Genomic DNA, 16,289 nt, shown 5'->3' on the forward strand with positions numbered 1-16,289 from the left:
TTGAAGGAGTTGCCCGATGCCTCATGATGGACAGGACATGCCCTCTGCCCCCGCGATTCTGCCCGACCTCCTGTCGCTGACCGGCGCCGCCGTCGCCCCGGCGCAGGCGCTGCTGGACACCGCCCGCACCCGCGTGCGCGCCGAGGTGGAGGAGGACGGCCGCGTGGCCCCCGCCCTGCTGGAACGGCACCAGACCGCCGCGCATGCGCTGGCCTGGCTGGCGACCTATGTCGAAAGCCTGAAGGAGATGCAGGGCTGGGCCGAGCGGCTGAAGGCCGAGGGCCGGTTCGGTGAGATGGAGCGGCTGATCCTGCAGATCGCCTTCGGCGAGTACCTGTGGCAGATCTACGGCGGCCTCCCGATGAGCCAGGGCGAGATCGCGCGGCCGCAGGACATGTACCTGACCCAGGACGACCAGCGCGCGCTGATGGCGCCCGAGGTGATGACGCTGACGCAGTCGGGCAACTCCCAGGCCGCGCGAATGCGGCTGGTGGAGCTGATGCGCGCCAACCACGGCCACGCGACCTTCGGCGCGACGGGACTCGACGACGAGCTGGAGATGATCCGCGACCAGTTCCGCCGCTTCGCCGACGAGCGCGTCGCGCCCTTCGCCCATGACTGGCACCTGAAGGACGCGCTGATCCCGATGGAGATCGTGTCCGAGCTGTCCGAGATGGGCGTGTTCGGGCTGACCATTCCGGAGGAACATGGCGGGCTGGGCCTGTCGAAAGCGTCGATGGTGGTGGTCAGCGAGGAGCTGTCGCGCGGCTATATCGGCGTCGGCTCGCTGGGCACCCGGTCGGAGATCGCGGCCGAGCTGATCCTCTGCGGCGGCACCGACGACCAGAAGGCGCAGTGGCTGCCGCAGATCGCCAGCGGAGAAATCCTGCCGACGGCCGTGTTCACCGAACCCAACACCGGGTCCGACCTCGGCGCCCTGCGCACCCGCGCGGTGAAGGACGGCGACGACTGGCGGATCACCGGCAACAAGACCTGGATCACCCACGCCGCGCGCACCCATGTGATGACGCTGCTGGCGCGCACCGACCCCGACACGACCGACCACCGCGGCCTTTCGATGTTCCTCGCCGAGAAAACGCCCGGAACGGATGACGCCCCGTTCCCCACCCCCGGCATGACCGGCGGCGAGATCGAGGTGCTGGGCTATCGCGGCATGAAGGAATACGAGCTGAGCTTTGACGGCTTCGAGGTGAAGGGCGAAGACCTGCTGGGCGGCAACGAGGGCCAGGGCTTCAAGCAGCTGATGCAGACCTTCGAGAGCGCCCGGATCCAGACCGCCGCCCGCGCCATCGGCGTGGCGCAGAACGCGCTGGAGGTGGGGCTGCAATACGCCGAGGACCGCAAGCAATTCGGCAAACCGCTGATCGCCTTCCCGCGCGTCGCCTCGAAGCTGGCGATGATGGCGGTCGAGATCATGGTGGCCCGCCAGCTCACCTACTACTCGGCGCGCGAGAAGGACGAGGGCCGCCGCTGTGACCTGGAAGCGGGGATGGCCAAGCTGCTGGGCGCCCGCGTGGCCTGGGCCGCGGCTGACAACGCCCTGCAGATCCACGGCGGCAACGGCTTTGCGCTGGAATACCAGATCAGCCGGATCCTCTGCGACGCGCGCATCCTGAACATCTTTGAGGGTGCAGCCGAGATCCAGGCTCAGGTCATCGCACGAAGGCTCCTCGGGTAGCCGATGTCAGGCGGCGTCCAGTGGACGGCGCCCTCGGCTGCACGCCGAGATCCAGGCGCAAGTGATTGCGAGGAGGCTGCTGGGCTGACCCTCCGCGGTCGCGCTTGCCGTCGCCGGGGCGCCATTTGCGTATTTGGAACGAGAAGAAGCAGGAGCGCGCGCCCGGACTTCTTCTCGTCGGCAAGTACGCCCGCCGGAGGCACGGCCCGAAGGGGCGTTCACTTCGACAGAAACGCCTTCATCCGCCCCAGCGCCTCGCGGATGTTGTCCTGCGAATTGGCATAGCTCAGGCGGATGTAGCCTTCACCCAGCACGCCGAAATCCGGGCCGCCGACGGTCGCCACGCCGGTCTCCTCCAGCAGCGTGGAGGCCAGCGCCTTGGCCTTCCAGCCGGTGTCCTTGATGTTCGGGAAGGCATAGAAGGCGCCCTTGGGCGTGATGCAGGATACCCCCGGTAAATCATTCGCCAGGTCCACCACCAGCTGGCGGCGCGCGTCGAACGCCGCCACCATCTCGGCCACCGCGTCCTGCGGGCCGGTCAGTGCTTCGAGCGCGGCGTATTGCGCCGGCGTGTTCACGCAGGACCAGGCATTGACCGCCAGCTTGCGTACCTTGTCGTAGAGCCCGTCGGGCCAGACCGAGTAGCCCAGCCGCCAGCCGGTCATCGCGTAGGTCTTCGACCAGCCGTTCAGCAGGATCAACCGGTCGCGGATCTCGGGGTAGTCAAGCAGCGTGACGTGCTTCTCGCCGTCATAGAGCATCTGGTCGTAGATCTCGTCGGACATCACCGCGACCTCGGGCCAGTCGGCGAGACCCGCGACCAGCCTGTCGACCTCGGCCTTGGGCGTGACCCCGCCGCAGGGGTTGGCGGGCGAGTTCACGATGATCAGACGGGTGCGGTCGGTGATCAGCGACAGCGTCTCCTCGGCCGAGAAGGCGAAGCCGTTCTCCTCGCGGATCGGGATCGGCACGGGTTTCGCCCCGGTGAACTCGATCATCGAGCGGTAGATCGGAAAGCCCGGGTCGGGATAGAGGATCTCGGCCCCCGGCTCGCCGAACATCAGGATCGCGGCGAACATCGTCACCTTGCCGCCCGGGACGACCAGCACGTTGCCCGGGTCCACCTCGGCGCCGAAGCGGCGGTGCAGGTCGGCGGCGACGGCCTCGCGCAGGGGCGGGATGCCGGTGGCGGCGGTATAGCCGTGCTGGCCGTCGCGCAGCGCCTTCACCGCGGCCTCGACGATGTTCGGCGGTGTCGGGAAATCCGGTTGGCCGATGCCGAGGTTGATGACATCCATGCCCCCGGCGGCCAGCTCCCCGGCGCGGGCCAGCACGGCAAAGGCGTTTTCCTCCCCGATGCGGTCGAAGGCGGCGACGGTCTGCATGGGCATGTCCTCCTGTTTGGCCCCTTCATTTCGGACCGGGGCGCCGAAGACAAGACCTGCGGTCAGCCCTGCCGCGCCTGCAGGTCGGCGAAGCGCTGCCGCGCCGCCGGCAACGGGCGGTCGCCAAGGGACGGGGCCAGGTTGGTTTCCAGGAAATACCCGGTGACGCGCAGCGCCTCGGCGATCTCGGCCGCGGGCGCCGGGCGCAGCACGCGCAGGCAGCCGGGCAGCGGCAGCAGCCGGTCCTTCCAGTCCCCCGCGCCTTCGGCGGTCACCGCCCGGCCCGAGCGGGGCGAGACATAGGCCAGCCCCTCGGTCGCGCCGGTCACCGCGCAGGCCGACAGGTCGAGCCCGAAGCCCATCTCGTCCAGCAGCGCCAGCTCCCAGTGCAGATAGGCGAGTTGCCAGAGTTCGGACGTGCCCAGCATGTCGAGCAGCGCCACACTGCGGTGGTAGAGCGGCGGGTGCGGCTCGCGTTCGGGCAGCGAGAAGGACAGCAAAGCCGTGACGGCGTTCAGCGCGGACAGCGCCAGGCGGTCGCCCATGACGGCGGCGGCGCGGCTTTTCACCGGCTCGACCGTGAAGCTGCCCAGGTGGTCCTCCAGCCGCGCGCGCCAGTGAAGGTCGAGCTGGGCGCCGGGCTGCAGGATGGGCGCGATCCGGCGGCCGGCGCCGCCGCGCACGACGCCCATGTGGCGGCCGTGGTCGGGCGTGAACGCCTCGATGATCGCGCTGGTCTCGCCGTGGCGGCGGGACGACAGCAATATCCCCTGATCGCGCCAGTCCATGGCGCCACTATCCGGCTTTGCGACACGGCGGCAAGGGGGCGCCCCCTGGGCTGCAATCGCCCGGCACGGCGGCCCGTGGCAGCGCGGGCATGTGGCGGAAACGGGACACGCCGGGCCAGGAAATCTCGGCCCGGCCCTTGTCGCGGGCCGGGGGCGACGCATGATTCGACCATGCTGCTTGCCCCGCCCGCCCGGTTCTGCGCCGCCGCGACCGCCGTTCTGGCGTTCCTCGCGCTTGCGATGAAATACGCCGTGGCCGTGTCGGAGACCGGCGGGACGCTGCCCGACATCGTCTGGAGCCTCGCCCGCTACTTCACGATCCTCACCAACGCGCTGGTGCTGGCGGTCTTCGGCTATATGGCGCTGACCGGGCGGCGCATCGGCGACCGGCTGGCGGCGGGGCTGGTGGTGTGGATCATGGCGGTGGGGCTGGTCTATCGCCTGCTGCTGGCCGAGCTGTGGGAGCCGCGCGGGCTGGAATACCTGGCCGACCTCGGGGTTCACACGGTGGTGCCGCTGGCGGTGCTGGGCTGGTGGCTGGCCTTCGCCGGGACGGCGCGGCTGTGGTGGCTGGACCCGGTGATCTGGCTGGCCTGGCCGCTGGCCTATCTCGCCTACGCGCTGGCCCGCGCCGGGGTGGACGGGATCTATCCCTATCCGTTCCTCGATCCCGGGCGGCTGTCCTCGACACAGCTGGTCTGGAACGTCGCCCGACTGATGGAGGGGTTCGCCGCGGCCGGCTACGTGCTTCTGGGCCTTGCCCGCCTGCGCCTGCGGCTGCTGTGGCGGGCGAAGCGCGCTCAGGCGTCGAGGCCGGGCTCGTCCAGCAGGTGACGGCCGGCGCGGTCCTCCACCTCGATCACCCACAGATCCGGGTCGAAGCCGCGCTGTTTCGCGACCGAGGCGTCGACCCCGGCCTCCGGGCCGTCGGCCAGCACGACCCAGGTGCGGGCGCCGGTCATCAGGTCGACGGACCGCTGGAACAGCCGGGCCGTGCCGTCGAGCGGGTTCTGCTTGACCAGCACGGCGCCGGCCGTCGCGTCGCCCTTGGCCACGACGAAGGCCGGGATGTCCGCCAGCCGCAGGCGGGTCAGGTAGGCCTGCACCCAGAGCTCCGCGCTCAGCCGCGCCATCGCGCCCCGCGCGTCGGCCGTTGCGGGATTTGTCCCTGCCGGTGGCGTGGCTCAGGCATTGCCATCGGAGAAGTCCAGCCCCATCGCGGAATACCGCTCCGCCTCGTCCAGCCAGTTCGGCCGCACCTTCACTTGCAGAAACAGGTGGACCGGCCGGTCCAGCATCGCCGTCAGCTCCTCGCGCGCCGCCTTGCCCACGGCTTTCACCGTCTCGCCCCGCTTGCCCAGAACGATCCCCTTGTGGCCGTCGCGCGCCACATAGATCGTCTGGTGGATCGCGGCGGCGCCGTCCTTGCGCTCCTCCCACGACTCGGTCTCGACCGTCAGCTGGTAGGGCAGCTCCTGGTGCAACCGCAGGGTCAGTTTCTCGCGCGTGATCTCGGCGGCGATCATCCGCATCGGCAGGTCGGCGATCTGGTCCTCGGGGTAGAGCCACGGCCCCTCGGACATCTTGCCCGCGAGCCAGGCGCGCAGGTCGTCCACCCCGCGGGCCTTCTCGGCCGAGATCATGAAGGTCTCGTCGAAGGCGAACCGGTCGTTCATCTCCTTCGCCAGGCCCAGCAGCTTCGGCGCCTCGACCCGGTCGATCTTGTTGATCACCAGCGCCACGCTGCGATCGCCCGCGCGCTCCTCCAGCCCTTCCAGGATCGCCTCGACCCCCTCGGTCAGGCCGCGATGCGCCTCGATCATCAGGACCACCACGTCGGCATCGGCCGCCCCGGTCCAGGCGGCGGCGACCATCGCGCGGTCGAGCCGGCGGCGCGGGCGGAACAGGCCCGGCGTATCGACGAAGACGATCTGCGCCTCGCCCTCGATCGCCACGCCGCGGATGCGGGCGCGCGTCGTCTGCACCTTGTGGGTGACGATGGAAACCTTGCTGCCGACCATCGCGTTCAGCAGGGTGGATTTGCCCGCGTTGGGCTCTCCGATCAGGGCGACGAATCCGGCGCGTTGGGTCATGGAAGGTTCCGTGTCGGTCAAAGGCGTGCCTCTACATGATGGCGTGCGCCGGCGCCAGAGGCCAGTGAGGGGGGACGCGGGACAAGGCCGAAGGCCGCCGCGCGAGCGGCGACGGGTGTGGAGTGGTGCATGTGCGATAACCCCTTTTGATCGATGGCCGCGCGGAACGAGGCGAAGCCGCCGCGCGAGCGCCGCCTCTCGGCGATTGCTCTGCAATCGCCTGTCGGCAGGGCATTGCATAGCAATGCCCGAGAGACGCGCCCACACGCGGCGGCGCTGTGGTTGACGTTATCGCAGAGTTCCGAGGTCGCCCGCGTTTGGCAGCCATAAAGCGCACCGCTCACCGGCCCGTGCGCCACCGCGCGCGTCGGCCCTTGTGCGGCTCCTCACATCGCTCGAACGCGCTGAACGGAACCCAGCGCCTCCGGGGCTCCGCCCGTTCGCACCGACCAACGTCCACTGCATATTCTCTTCATCGCCGCGAACCCTCGCGCGCGCCGGTGCGAGACGTATGGGGCATGCACGATAACCCCCTTTGAACGATGTCCAGCGCGGAACAAGGCCGGAGGCCGCCGCGCAAGCGCCGCCTCTCGGCGATTGCTCTGCAATCGCCTGTCGGCAGGGCATTGCATAGCAATGCCCGAGAGACGCGCACCCACGCGGCGGCGCTGTGGTCGACGTTTTCGCAGAGCTCTGAGGTCGCCCGGACCTGGCAGCCATAAAGTGCAAAGCTCACCGGCCGGTGCGCCACCGCGCGCGTCGGCCCTCGCGCGGCTCCTCACCCGGCCCGTGCCGCGCCTACACCCCCTGCACCCGCTTCAACAGCGCCTGCGCCGCCGCCTGCTCCGCCCGCCGCTTCGACGGCGCCTCGGCGCGGCCGGTCTCGCCGCTTTCCAGCCGGACCTCGATGGTGAAGACCGGCGCATGGTCCGGCCCGCTGCGGGCGACCTCGTCATAGCTCGGCGGCTTCTGCCCCTGCGCCTGCGCCCATTCCTGAAGCGAGGTCTTCGGGTCGCGCGCATCCTCCTCGACGGTGCTCACCCGGTCGCCCCAGGCCGCCAGGATCACGCCGCGCGCCGCCTCGAACCCGGCATCCAGATAGACCGCCGCGATCACCGCCTCCATCGCGTCGCCCAGAAGCGCCTGCTTGCGCCGCCCGCCCGACATCATCTCGGACCGGCCCAGCCGCAGCACCTCGCCCAGCCGCAGCTGCCCGGCCACCTCTGCGCAGGTCTCCTTGCGCACCAGCGCGTTGAAGCGCGGGGCCAGCTGGCCCTCGGTCGCCTCCGGATCGGCGGCGAGCAGCGCCTCGGCCATCACCAGCCCCAGCACCCGGTCGCCCAGGAACTCCAGCCGCTGGTTGTCGGGCCGCGTCGGCGTCGACATCGAGGCATGGGTCAGCGCGCGCTGCAACAGCCCCGGGTCCGCGAACCGATGCCCCAGCCGCTTCGCAAAGGCCGCCTGTTCCGCCGACAGCTTCACCGCACGGCCCTCAGGAACCGTCCGTCGCGCCAGCTCCCGGGCGCCAAGAGGCTCGCCCCGGACGAGGAGAACACGACCCAGCGCACCCGGCCGCGGATCGCCTCGACCGGCACGAAGCCGACCCCGCCGCGATCCGACGCGAAGCGGCTGTCGACCGAGTTGTCGCGGTTGTCGCCGATCACGAAGACATGTCCCTCCGGCACCGTAAAGACGGCCGTGTCATCGGCCGGGCCGTCGCGGATGTCCAGCACGTTGTAGCGGCGCCCGTTGGCCAGCACCTCCTCCGCCTGCCGCTTGTGGCAGGGCGCGCCCGCCGCCACCGGCGCATCGCAGCGCGGCCGCAGCCCCGCCGGCCCCTGCGGCGCATAGGGCTCGACGAAATCCGCCACCGGCGTCGCCGCCACGGCGACCTCGTTGACGAAAAGCGTCCCGCCTCGCATCTGCACCCGGTCCCCGCCGACGGCGATCACCCGCTTGACATAGGCCGTCCCCTGCACCGGATGGGTGAACACCACGACATCCCCGGGCGTCGCGCGCGTCGCGGGCAGGACCGCGACATAGTCGCCGGGCAGAAGCGTCGGTTTCATCGAGCCGGCGGGGATCCAGTAGGTGTCCCAGACGGCCAGCGACCAGAGGACGAAGGTCAGGTAGTGCAGCATGGATCGGTCTCACGCGCAGCGGCCGGGCGGCTCGGTCGACGCCGGGGAAGACCTGCCGGGCCGCCAGGCCTCCACCGCGCGTCGCCCGCCCGTCGAAAGAGAACAGGACGCGGCGCGCCCGCGCAACCACATTCGCGACCGGCGGCCGGCCGGTGCCGCAGCGAAAGACCAGCGACCTCGGACAGGTCCGCCCGCCCCGGTCCAACCGGCAAGAAGCCTGCCTACTCAATCGCCTCGAAGAACCGGTCGCTCCGCCAGGTCCAGAAGAACAGCATCGACCGGCCCGCCGAGGAGAACATCACCCGATCCGCGCGGCCGATCAGGTTCTCGAACGGAACCATCCCGACGCCGCCGGCGCCCTGCGCCACGCGGCTGTCGGTCGAATTGTCCCGGTTATCGCCCATGAAGAAGAAATGCCCCTCGGGCACGGTGAAGACCGGCGTGTCGTCGAGCCGCGTGTCGCCGATGTTCAGCACCGAATGCGCGATCCCGTTCGGCAGCGTCTCGACCGCCTTTTCCTTGATGCAGTCGGCCCCCAGCCCCGGGCTGGGATTGGAGCATTGCGGCAGGCTTCCGGCCGGGCCCTGAGCCTCGAACGTCTCCACGAAGACGCCGTCGGGCTCCTGCGGCACCTCTTGGCCGTTGAGATACAGGATCCCGTCCTGCACCTGCACCTTGTCGCCCGGCAGGCCGATCACCCGCTTGATGAAATCCGACCCCGTCGTGGGATGCCGGAACACCACGACATCGCCCAGCTCCGGCTCGTCGCCCAGGATGCGGCCGGTGAACGGGCACATGGCGAACGGGCAGGAATATTGCGAATAGCCGTAGGCCATCTTGTTGACGAACAGGAAGTCCCCGATCAGCAGCGTGTCCTTCATCGACCCCGACGGGATCCAGAAGGGCTGAAAAAAGAGCGTGCGGAACACGCCCGCGATCAGAAGCGCGTAGACGATCGTCTTGACCGTCTCCACGATCCCGCTGCCGATGCCGGTCTTCTCAGCCATGGTAATGCCCTGCCTCTTTTCTGTCGCGGTGGTGATGGGCGCGCCGGCCCGGGCTGTCAAGTCAGCGGACGCGCCTCGATCACCACGAAGGCTTGAGCCCAGGGATGATCGTCGGTCAGGGTGACATGCACGATCGCCTCGTGCCCCGCCGGCGTCATCCCGGCCAGGCGGTCGGCCGCCCAGCCGGTCAGCGCCATCACCGGCTGCCCGGTCTCCAGGTTCGACACGGCCATGTCCTTCCACGCGATCCCCATGCGCAGGCCGGTGCCCAGCGCCTTGGAACAGGCCTCCTTCGCCGCCCAGCGCTTGGCATAGGTGCCGGGGGTGTCTCGCCGCCGCTCGGCCTTGGCCTGCTCCACCTCGGTGAAGACGCGGTTGCGGAACCGGTCGCCGAACCGCTCCAGCGTGCGCTCGATCCGCTCGATATTGGCGAGATCCGTGCCGATCCCCAGGATCATGGCACCTCGAACCGCGGGGTGATCGCGCCCGTCGCCTGGTTGATCGTCACCGCCAGGATCGCCGGGTCGTAGCCGCCGGTCGCCGGGGCATAGCGCTGCGCCGGAAACCGCAGGGTCAGCCCGGTCGCCGGGTCATAGCTCGCCCCGACATTGCCGAAATCCAGCCCGGCGAGCCCCATGCTGCCCCCGTCGGCCGCGACCAGCCCGCAGGTGCGGCTGCCCAGCTCGCCATAGGGCGGCGTCAGCACGAGCAGATAGAACGCCCCCGCCGCCGGCTCGATGGTGTCCAGAAGCGCGACGCGGACATCGCCGTTGGCGAAGGTACGGGTATGGGCCGACCACGGCTCGGCGATGTTGCGGGCCGAGGCCTGCCAGCCGTCGCAGGGAATGACGGTCTGCGCGGCGGCGGGCAGGCCGCAAAGCGCGACGGCGGCGGCAAGAACGAACTTCAGCATGGCAATTCCTTCCGGTTGCGATGGACCAGCTTTTGCACGGAGCGGCCGCGCTTGGCAAACCCGGGCCGTTCCGCCGTGAGAAGGGCCCGGCGCCCCGCGAGGGGCGGCAGGGGCCGGCGAACGGGGGGCGGCCACGCGGAAAAGGGCTGGCCGATCCGGCCGCGATCCGGTTTCCTGAGCCGGCGCCCGGAAGGAGACCGCAATGACCGCCTCGACCCTCGGTGTATTCCGCGTCGCCTTGGCCCGGTGCTCGCCCCCCTGCCCTGCGCGGAACAAGGCCGACAGGCCGCCGCGCAAGCGCCGCCTCTCGGCGATTGCGCAGCAATCGCCTGTCGGCAGGGCATTTCGGAACGAAATGCCCGAGAGACCCGCCCCAGAGCGGCGGCGCTGTGGTCGACGTTATCGCAGAGCTCCGAGGTCGCCCGCGTCTGGCAGCCATAAAGCGCAAAGCACAACCACCGGAGCGCCACCGCGCGCGTCGGCCCTCGCGCGGCTCCGCACGTCGTTCCAACCGCCATCGCAACCCGGCTCCACCGAATGACCCCCGGCCGCATCCCCGCCACCGAGATCGACCCGCGCCTCCGCTGGGCCGCCGCCGCCCTGCGCGCCCGCGGCCTGTCGGTCGACGGCCCGATGCAGCCGATCCACAAGGCCTGGTCCGTCATCGTCCCGATCCGCACCGGCGAGGGCGCCGTCTTCCTGAAATACGTCCGCGGCGCCTTCCGCCACGAACCGGGCCTGACCCGGGCGCTGCACGCGCTCGCGCCGGATTACGTGCCCGAGGTGCTGGCCGAGAACGCCGATCTCGGCTGCTGGGTCGTGCGCGACGCGGGCAACGATATCGACCTGCGCGCCGCCCTGCGGGACGGCCTGCTGCGCGACCTGCTCTCCCGCCATTCGGCGCTACAACGACAGACGGAAAGCGCGCCGGAGCGCTGGCTGGCGCGCGGCGCCAAGAACCTGCGCATCGCACGCTGGCCCGGCTATCTCGAAGACATCCGCGCCGCCCGCGCCGCGCTGGACGCCGACAAGGTGACGCAGGAGGTGGTGAACGGGCTGGCCCGGGCCGGCCCCGCGCTGGAACGCCTCTGCGCGCAGCTGGAGACGCTCGCCCCGCCGGAAACGCTCGCTCACATGGACCTGCGGCGGATCAACGTCCTTGAGCGGCGCGGCCGCGTGGCGGTGATCGATTGGGGCGATGCCGGGCTCGGCCCCGCCTTCCTGGACCCGGTGCCGCTCTTCAGCGAGATCGCCACGCTGAACCTGCCCCAGGCGGAAAGCCGGGCGCTGGTCGACGCCGCCGTCGCGCCCTGGACCGACCGCGCGGCCGCACCGGCGCTCCACGCGGCCCGCCGCCTGTGCCGCGTGGCCTATCCGCTGCTCTACGCCCACGGCCTGATCCACGCCCGCCCCACGGCCGACCCGACCCTGCCCCCGACCTATCACGGCCTGCTGCAGTTCTACCTGGCCACCTTCCTGACGCGGCTCTCCGACAGCGCGGACGAGCGCGGACAGGCCGTGGACAGTTACCGCTAACTATAACGATTTCAGGAACTTGAGGGGGCGTCCAACCTCGGACACCCCTGTGAAAAGAAAATCGACCGGCGCCCCCGTGCCGGCCGATTTCCCCCTTCGATGATGCGGACCCCTCAGGCCGACATCATCGCCTGGGCTTCGAAGGTCCGCAGCACCGGGCGCGCCGGGGCGCCGAAGGCATCCACGTCCTGCTCGAGATGCGGGAAGATCTGGAACAGCTCTTCCAGCGTCGCCTGGTCCAGGGTCGAGAGCCCGAAGTCGCCCGGATGGAAGCTTTCCGATTCCACCCCGTTCGCATAGACGATCTCGTGCTGCTCGAACATGAAGTGGAAGTATTCCACCTCCTCGGCCGCGTGATCCACCGTGACCGTGTGATCGTTCACCAGCGCCTTCGCCGGCGCCAGCATCTCGGTCTCGCCGAACAGCGCCTCGCAGCGCCAGTCCTTCACCAGCATCCGGTGCTGCGGCGACACGGTCAGGTCGGCCTCGGGCAGGTTCTCGCCCAGCGCGCCGGCCTTGATCGTGATCGGCCGGATCTTGGGGTTCCGCGCCAGGTCGGCCCGGCCCAGCTTGCGCGAGGCGATCCACTGCAGCGGCTGATAGCCGCTGTCCTTGGTCATCACCATGTCGCCCGGCGTCAGCTCCTCGACCCGCTTGAAGCCGCCCTCGACCTCGATCAGCGTGCCGCGGGCGAAACAGATATAGTCGATGGAGATGTTCGTCGTGTCGCCATAGTCGACATGGACGTTCATCTGGATCGTCTTGGTCTCGCCGTTGCGGTCGATATAGGTGATCTCGTAGTAATCCGGGTTCGACCCGCCGTCGGTTTCCTTCAGCTCATAGCTGCCGTCGCCGAATTCGCCGCCGTTCTGGTCCCCGGTCTCGCCGCCGCCAAAGACGTTGTTCGCCGAGTAGACGGGCGTGATCGGGTTGCCATGCTCGTCGAGGCCGGTGAAGGACACGACGTTCGACATGTACAGCTTGTCGATCGTCTGGATGCTGTGCACGCTCAGGCAGAAGTCGCCCTCGAAATGGCTGGCATCGACGGTGACGGTATCGACGTCGTCGCCCTTCGAGTCCCACTTCAGCTCCACGAACTCGCCGGCGTCGTGGCCGGTGCCGTCGAGATAGACGTTGGTGTCCTTGTCCACGTTCTGCTGCATGGTCCGAATCGACTTGTCGTCGAAGGATCCGCCCGGATTGTCGATAAGGACCTGATCGGCGGAATTGATGTCGGCCTCGTAGACGCCCGAGCCCGAAACCGGATCGCCTTTCGAGTCGCACCAGCCCTTGGAATCCCCACCCCAGTACCAGTGGCCGAAAAGTGAATAAGTCATGGCAGCGTTTCCCCGTTACATATGGAGAAACTTATATGCCGCAGGGTGGCCCCAACAAAGCCAAGATTTCGCCCGATTTCAACGTCAGGGGCTCATTTCCCTCATGAAATCAAGAATTTGCAGAAATCTTTATCTCAATAATCAGTTACCTCCACCAGCGCACGCACCGCGGCCTTGGTTGCTTCCTGATCGTCAATGTCGCGCACGGTTGCATATTGTTGCACAACCACGTCCGTCATCGCCTCAATCGATTCGCCGGTGAGCGACGCGAGGCCCCGAATCATGCTGACGAGATCGTATTCCTTGGCGCGATAGGCGGCGCCTTCGAAATCGAGTCCTATGGCGCCGTTCTCGTTGAACTTGAAGTTATGCGCGGTGCAGTCGCCCTTGGTCAGCACGTATTCGGTCAGCGGCACCGACTGCAGCAGGCCGCGCAGGTCGGCGAAGGCGGCGTTGCCCTCCAGTTCCTCGTACTGGCTGAAATGGTCCCAGAGCGTCTCGTCGCGCGGCTGCGGATCGGCCGAGGCGTGAAAGCCCGCGATCCAGCGCGCCATCATACCCAGCGCCTCCAGCGTCCGGCCTTCGTCCATGAAATGCTTGAACCCGTGGCCCGGCACCTCGCGCGTGACGATCACGCGCTCGACATCGGCCGAATAGACCATGGTCGGGGTCGGCACCGGCCAGCGCTGGGACAGGATTTCCTTCTCGCGGTCGTAGCGCAGGTTGGCATCCAGCGCGTTCAGGTCGGCATCGGTGTAGATCTTGGCAAAGAACACCTGCCCGCCGCCGCGCAGCAGCATCGTCATGTTCGAAGCGGACCGCGCCATCGGTTCCACGTCCAGGTGGTTGATGCCGACGGCCTTGGTGATGTCACCGGCGAGTTCGCGCAAAACGGCCATGTGGGTCTCCTGCTCTTGTTATGTCGCGGACCGTGCGCGACGAATGCGGCACGCATATGGCGCCGATGTCGCGAGTGGGCAACGGCCCGGCGCTCGCGCCGCGCCTACTTGGCGTCGGCCGGCGCGGGCGCCGGGCCGCGGCGCCAGTGCCAGATCAGCAGCAGAACGGTCGCGGCCAGGGCGACGCCCCATATCGCTGGCAGCTTGGCGACCACGAGCGCGGCGAGCGCCAGCCGGAGAATGGCCTCGACCCGCCCGATACGCCGGGCGTCGAACCGGGCCAGCACGGTGGCCAGCAGGTAAAGCCCGACGGCCACGCGCAGGGCGATGAGCGCGAGCGTCCCCCAGTGGACCGTGCCGTCCAGCCCCGGCAGATAGCGTTCGCCGCCGCCCGCCGGGTTCAGCTGGGCCGGCTCGATCAGCAGAAGCTCGGGGTAGAAGGCGAAGACGAAGGGGATGACGAACATCACGATGCCGGCCTTCACGGCGGCGAAACCCGTCGACATCGGGTCGGCCTTGGTGATCGAGGCCGCGGCGAAGGCGGCCACGGCCACCGGCGGCGTGATGGCCGAGGCCACGGCGAAGTAGAAGATGAACATATGCGCGGTGAAGGTGGCGATGCCGAGGCCCACCAGCATCGGCCCCATCAGCAGCGCCACGTTGATATAGGCCGGCACGGTCGGCATCCCCATGCCAAGGATGATCGCCATGACCATCGTCGCGCCGAGCGCGGCGAACAGGAACAGCCCGCTTTCCCCGATCAGGCCGCCGGAGCCGCGCAGCCAAGAGATGATGTCGACGGCGATATAGTTCGACAGCCCCGTGAGGTTCAGACAGAAGTCGATGACCGACACCGCCAGGAACATCAGATAGAGCGTGCTGACGAGGATGCCCGCCTCGGCCAGCGCCGCGACGATCTTGCCGGGCTGCCGGCGGATCTCCCGGTCGAGGAAGAACAGCACGATCAGCAACGCGGTCGCCCACCAGCCGGCCGAGCCCGCGTCGCCCGCCGAATTCTGGATCAGCTGCAGCAGCCAGGGCAGGTTCTCCGCCCGGCAGCCGGTGTCGGTGACGATCTGCGTCACGCCCCAGAGCCCGGCGAGGGGGCCGCAGCCGATCGCCTCCTTGGGGGTCAAGAGCAGGATCAGGATCAGCAGGATCGGCGCGAAGATCATCAGCAGGTGGATCTTGTCCTCGCGCGTCAGGCGCATGTCTTCGGTGGCCTCGCCCACGGCTTCGATCCCCTGCTTGCGCGCCTGGAAGACGACGGTGAGGAACAGACAGCCGAAATAGGCGACGGCGGGAATGGCGGCGGCGATAATGACCTCGCGGTAGGGCACGACGGTCATGGCCGACAGCACGAAGGCGGCGACCCCCATGACCGGCGGCATGATCTGTCCGCCGGAGGACGCGGCGGCCTCGATCCCGCCGGCGAAACGCCGGTGAAAGCCGCGTTTCAGCATCATCGGGATGGTCAGCACGCCGGTCGAGAGCACGTTGACGACCGGCCCGCCGGAGATCGTGCCGAACATCGCCGAGGACACGATGGCGGCATGCGCCGGGCCGCCGCGCAGGCGCCGGGTCCACAGGAACGCCACCTTGATCAGCGAGCGCCCCCCGGCGGAGACGCCGAACAGCGAGCCGAGCACGATATAGGGAAAGACCGTGTTCAGCAGGATGCCCATGAACCGGCCCAGGAGCCCCTGGCCGTTGTTGACAAGGATATCCTCGACATTCGGGCGCCCGTCGATCAGCCGGCGCGGTTCGCCGCCGAGCTTGGTGACGAGGTACTTGTTCATGTCCTCGGCGCCCTGGAAGTACCACACCAGCACGGTCAGCAGCGTGTAGGCGGCGATCACGATGGCGACCATGACCAGCGACAGGCCCCAGACGCGGATGTTGTAGCCGAGAAAGACCGCGACCGCGGCGGCAATCATCGGGAAGATCCACAAGCCCAGCGTGTTGATGCAGGACGGGTCGTCGACGGTAGTGGGCGCGGGCAGGCCCATCATCTCGGCGAACTCGATCTCTTCGCGCAGCGACTTCTCGATCAGCGCGGCGCGTTCCCCGGTGATGCGGTCCACCAGGCAGACGGCGTCGATCTCGATCAGGTAGCCCAGCGCGACGAGCGTGGCCATGGCGACGAGTGCGGCGTCCATGAACAGGCCGAAGCCGCGTTTCGCCGGGGCGGCATCGCGGAACTGGCGGGCGAAGGAGTGCTCCATCGCCACGACCGTCATCATGACGACGAAGACCAGCGGGAACAGGTATTCGTAGGGGAAGCGGCGGATCGAGACGTTAGGGCCGAAGGCCGCCGTCACCGCGTCGTCCAGGCCCGGGATCGCCGGCAGCGTGTTGAGCATGCCGATGACCACCAGGATCAGGCCGAGCACGCGGGCCAGCGTCCGGAACAGGTCGCGCGTCTGGGTCTCCGTCATGGATGCCTCCCCGGGGGATGGGCCGGGCGCATGCGGCGCCCGGCCGGGTCAAG

At 68.9% G+C, this 16,289-nt stretch carries 15 protein-coding genes; 3 read left to right on the plus strand and 12 right to left on the minus strand.

Annotated features, from left to right (window positions below):
• Positions 1-16: 16 nt before the first annotated feature.
• Complete coding sequence (locus P1J78_RS08730; RefSeq protein ID WP_275566956.1) at positions 17-1,699, plus strand: acyl-CoA dehydrogenase family protein; 1,683 nt, start codon at positions 17-19, stop codon at positions 1,697-1,699.
• A 218-nt stretch (positions 1,700-1,917) separates the two neighbouring features.
• Here the strand turns inward: P1J78_RS08730 and P1J78_RS08735 are convergent, their stop codons facing one another.
• A complete protein-coding gene (locus P1J78_RS08735; protein WP_275566957.1) occupies positions 1,918-3,084 on the minus strand; it encodes a pyridoxal phosphate-dependent aminotransferase in 1,167 nt (388 codons plus the stop codon).
• Positions 3,085-3,146: 62 nt separating this feature from the next.
• Positions 3,147-3,872 carry a DNA repair protein RecO gene (gene recO, locus P1J78_RS08740; protein ID WP_275566958.1) on the minus strand — a complete coding sequence of 242 codons (726 nt, stop codon included), beginning with the start codon at positions 3,870-3,872 and terminating at the stop codon, positions 3,147-3,149.
• 171 nt (positions 3,873-4,043) lie between these two features.
• Here recO and P1J78_RS08745 point away from each other — a divergent pair, with 171 nt between their 5' ends.
• A complete protein-coding gene (locus P1J78_RS08745) occupies positions 4,044-4,706 on the plus strand; it encodes a Pr6Pr family membrane protein (RefSeq protein ID WP_275566959.1) in 663 nt (220 codons plus the stop codon).
• On the opposite strand, the gene P1J78_RS08750 is transcribed toward P1J78_RS08745, so the two are convergent.
• From P1J78_RS08750 to P1J78_RS08780, 7 genes are all read right to left on the minus strand, one after another.
• Positions 4,673-5,005 carry a DUF1491 family protein gene (locus P1J78_RS08750; RefSeq protein WP_275566960.1) on the minus strand — a complete coding sequence of 111 codons (333 nt, stop codon included), beginning with the start codon at positions 5,003-5,005 and terminating at the stop codon, positions 4,673-4,675. The genes P1J78_RS08745 and P1J78_RS08750 overlap by 34 nt on opposite strands.
• A 51-nt stretch (positions 5,006-5,056) precedes the next feature.
• Positions 5,057-5,965: a GTPase Era gene (gene era / locus P1J78_RS08755; protein ID WP_275566961.1), complete on the minus strand. Its 909-nt coding sequence runs from the start codon at positions 5,963-5,965 to the stop codon at positions 5,057-5,059.
• Positions 5,966-6,763: 798 nt separating this feature from the next.
• Complete coding sequence (rnc, locus tag P1J78_RS08760; RefSeq protein ID WP_275566962.1) at positions 6,764-7,447, minus strand: ribonuclease III; 684 nt, start codon at positions 7,445-7,447, stop codon at positions 6,764-6,766.
• A complete protein-coding gene (gene lepB / locus P1J78_RS08765) occupies positions 7,444-8,106 on the minus strand; it encodes a signal peptidase I (protein ID WP_275566963.1) in 663 nt (220 codons plus the stop codon). Before lepB (P1J78_RS08765) ends, rnc begins: the two co-directional genes overlap by 4 nt.
• 221 nt (positions 8,107-8,327) lie before the next feature.
• Complete coding sequence (gene lepB / locus P1J78_RS08770) at positions 8,328-9,113, minus strand: signal peptidase I (protein ID WP_275566964.1); 786 nt, start codon at positions 9,111-9,113, stop codon at positions 8,328-8,330.
• A gap of 56 nt (positions 9,114-9,169) precedes the next feature.
• Positions 9,170-9,571 (minus strand): holo-ACP synthase, encoded by a 402-nt coding sequence (gene acpS, locus P1J78_RS08775; RefSeq protein WP_275566965.1) that lies wholly within the window; start codon positions 9,569-9,571, stop codon positions 9,170-9,172.
• On the minus strand, positions 9,568-10,026 hold the full coding sequence (locus tag P1J78_RS08780; RefSeq protein WP_275566966.1) for a hypothetical protein: 459 nt from the start codon (positions 10,024-10,026) through the stop codon (positions 9,568-9,570). Before P1J78_RS08780 ends, acpS begins: the two co-directional genes overlap by 4 nt.
• Before the next feature lie 537 nt (positions 10,027-10,563).
• Here P1J78_RS08780 and P1J78_RS08785 point away from each other — a divergent pair.
• Positions 10,564-11,562, plus strand: coding sequence for a phosphotransferase (locus P1J78_RS08785; RefSeq protein WP_275566967.1), 999 nt, complete (start codon positions 10,564-10,566; stop codon positions 11,560-11,562).
• A 113-nt stretch (positions 11,563-11,675) separates the two neighbouring features.
• Here the strand turns inward: P1J78_RS08785 and P1J78_RS08790 are convergent, their stop codons facing one another.
• The 3 genes from P1J78_RS08790 to P1J78_RS08800 all read right to left on the minus strand — a co-directional run bounded on the left by P1J78_RS08790 (position 11,676) and on the right by P1J78_RS08800 (position 16,236).
• Complete coding sequence (locus tag P1J78_RS08790; protein WP_275566968.1) at positions 11,676-12,899, minus strand: Hint domain-containing protein; 1,224 nt, start codon at positions 12,897-12,899, stop codon at positions 11,676-11,678.
• 134 nt (positions 12,900-13,033) lie between these two features.
• The gene (locus P1J78_RS08795) at positions 13,034-13,798 is read right to left on the minus strand and encodes a BUD32 family EKC/KEOPS complex subunit (protein ID WP_275566969.1); all 765 of its coding nucleotides are present in this window, start codon (positions 13,796-13,798) and stop codon (positions 13,034-13,036) included.
• Between the two features lie 104 nt (positions 13,799-13,902).
• Entirely contained in the window at positions 13,903-16,236 is a 2,334-nt protein-coding gene (locus P1J78_RS08800; protein ID WP_275566970.1) for a TRAP transporter permease, read from the minus strand.
• Positions 16,237-16,289 lie beyond the last annotated feature (53 nt).

The sequence above is a fragment of the Psychromarinibacter sediminicola genome (genome assembly GCF_029168335.1).
Classification (GTDB): Bacteria; Pseudomonadota; Alphaproteobacteria; order Rhodobacterales; family Rhodobacteraceae; genus Psychromarinibacter; species Psychromarinibacter sediminicola.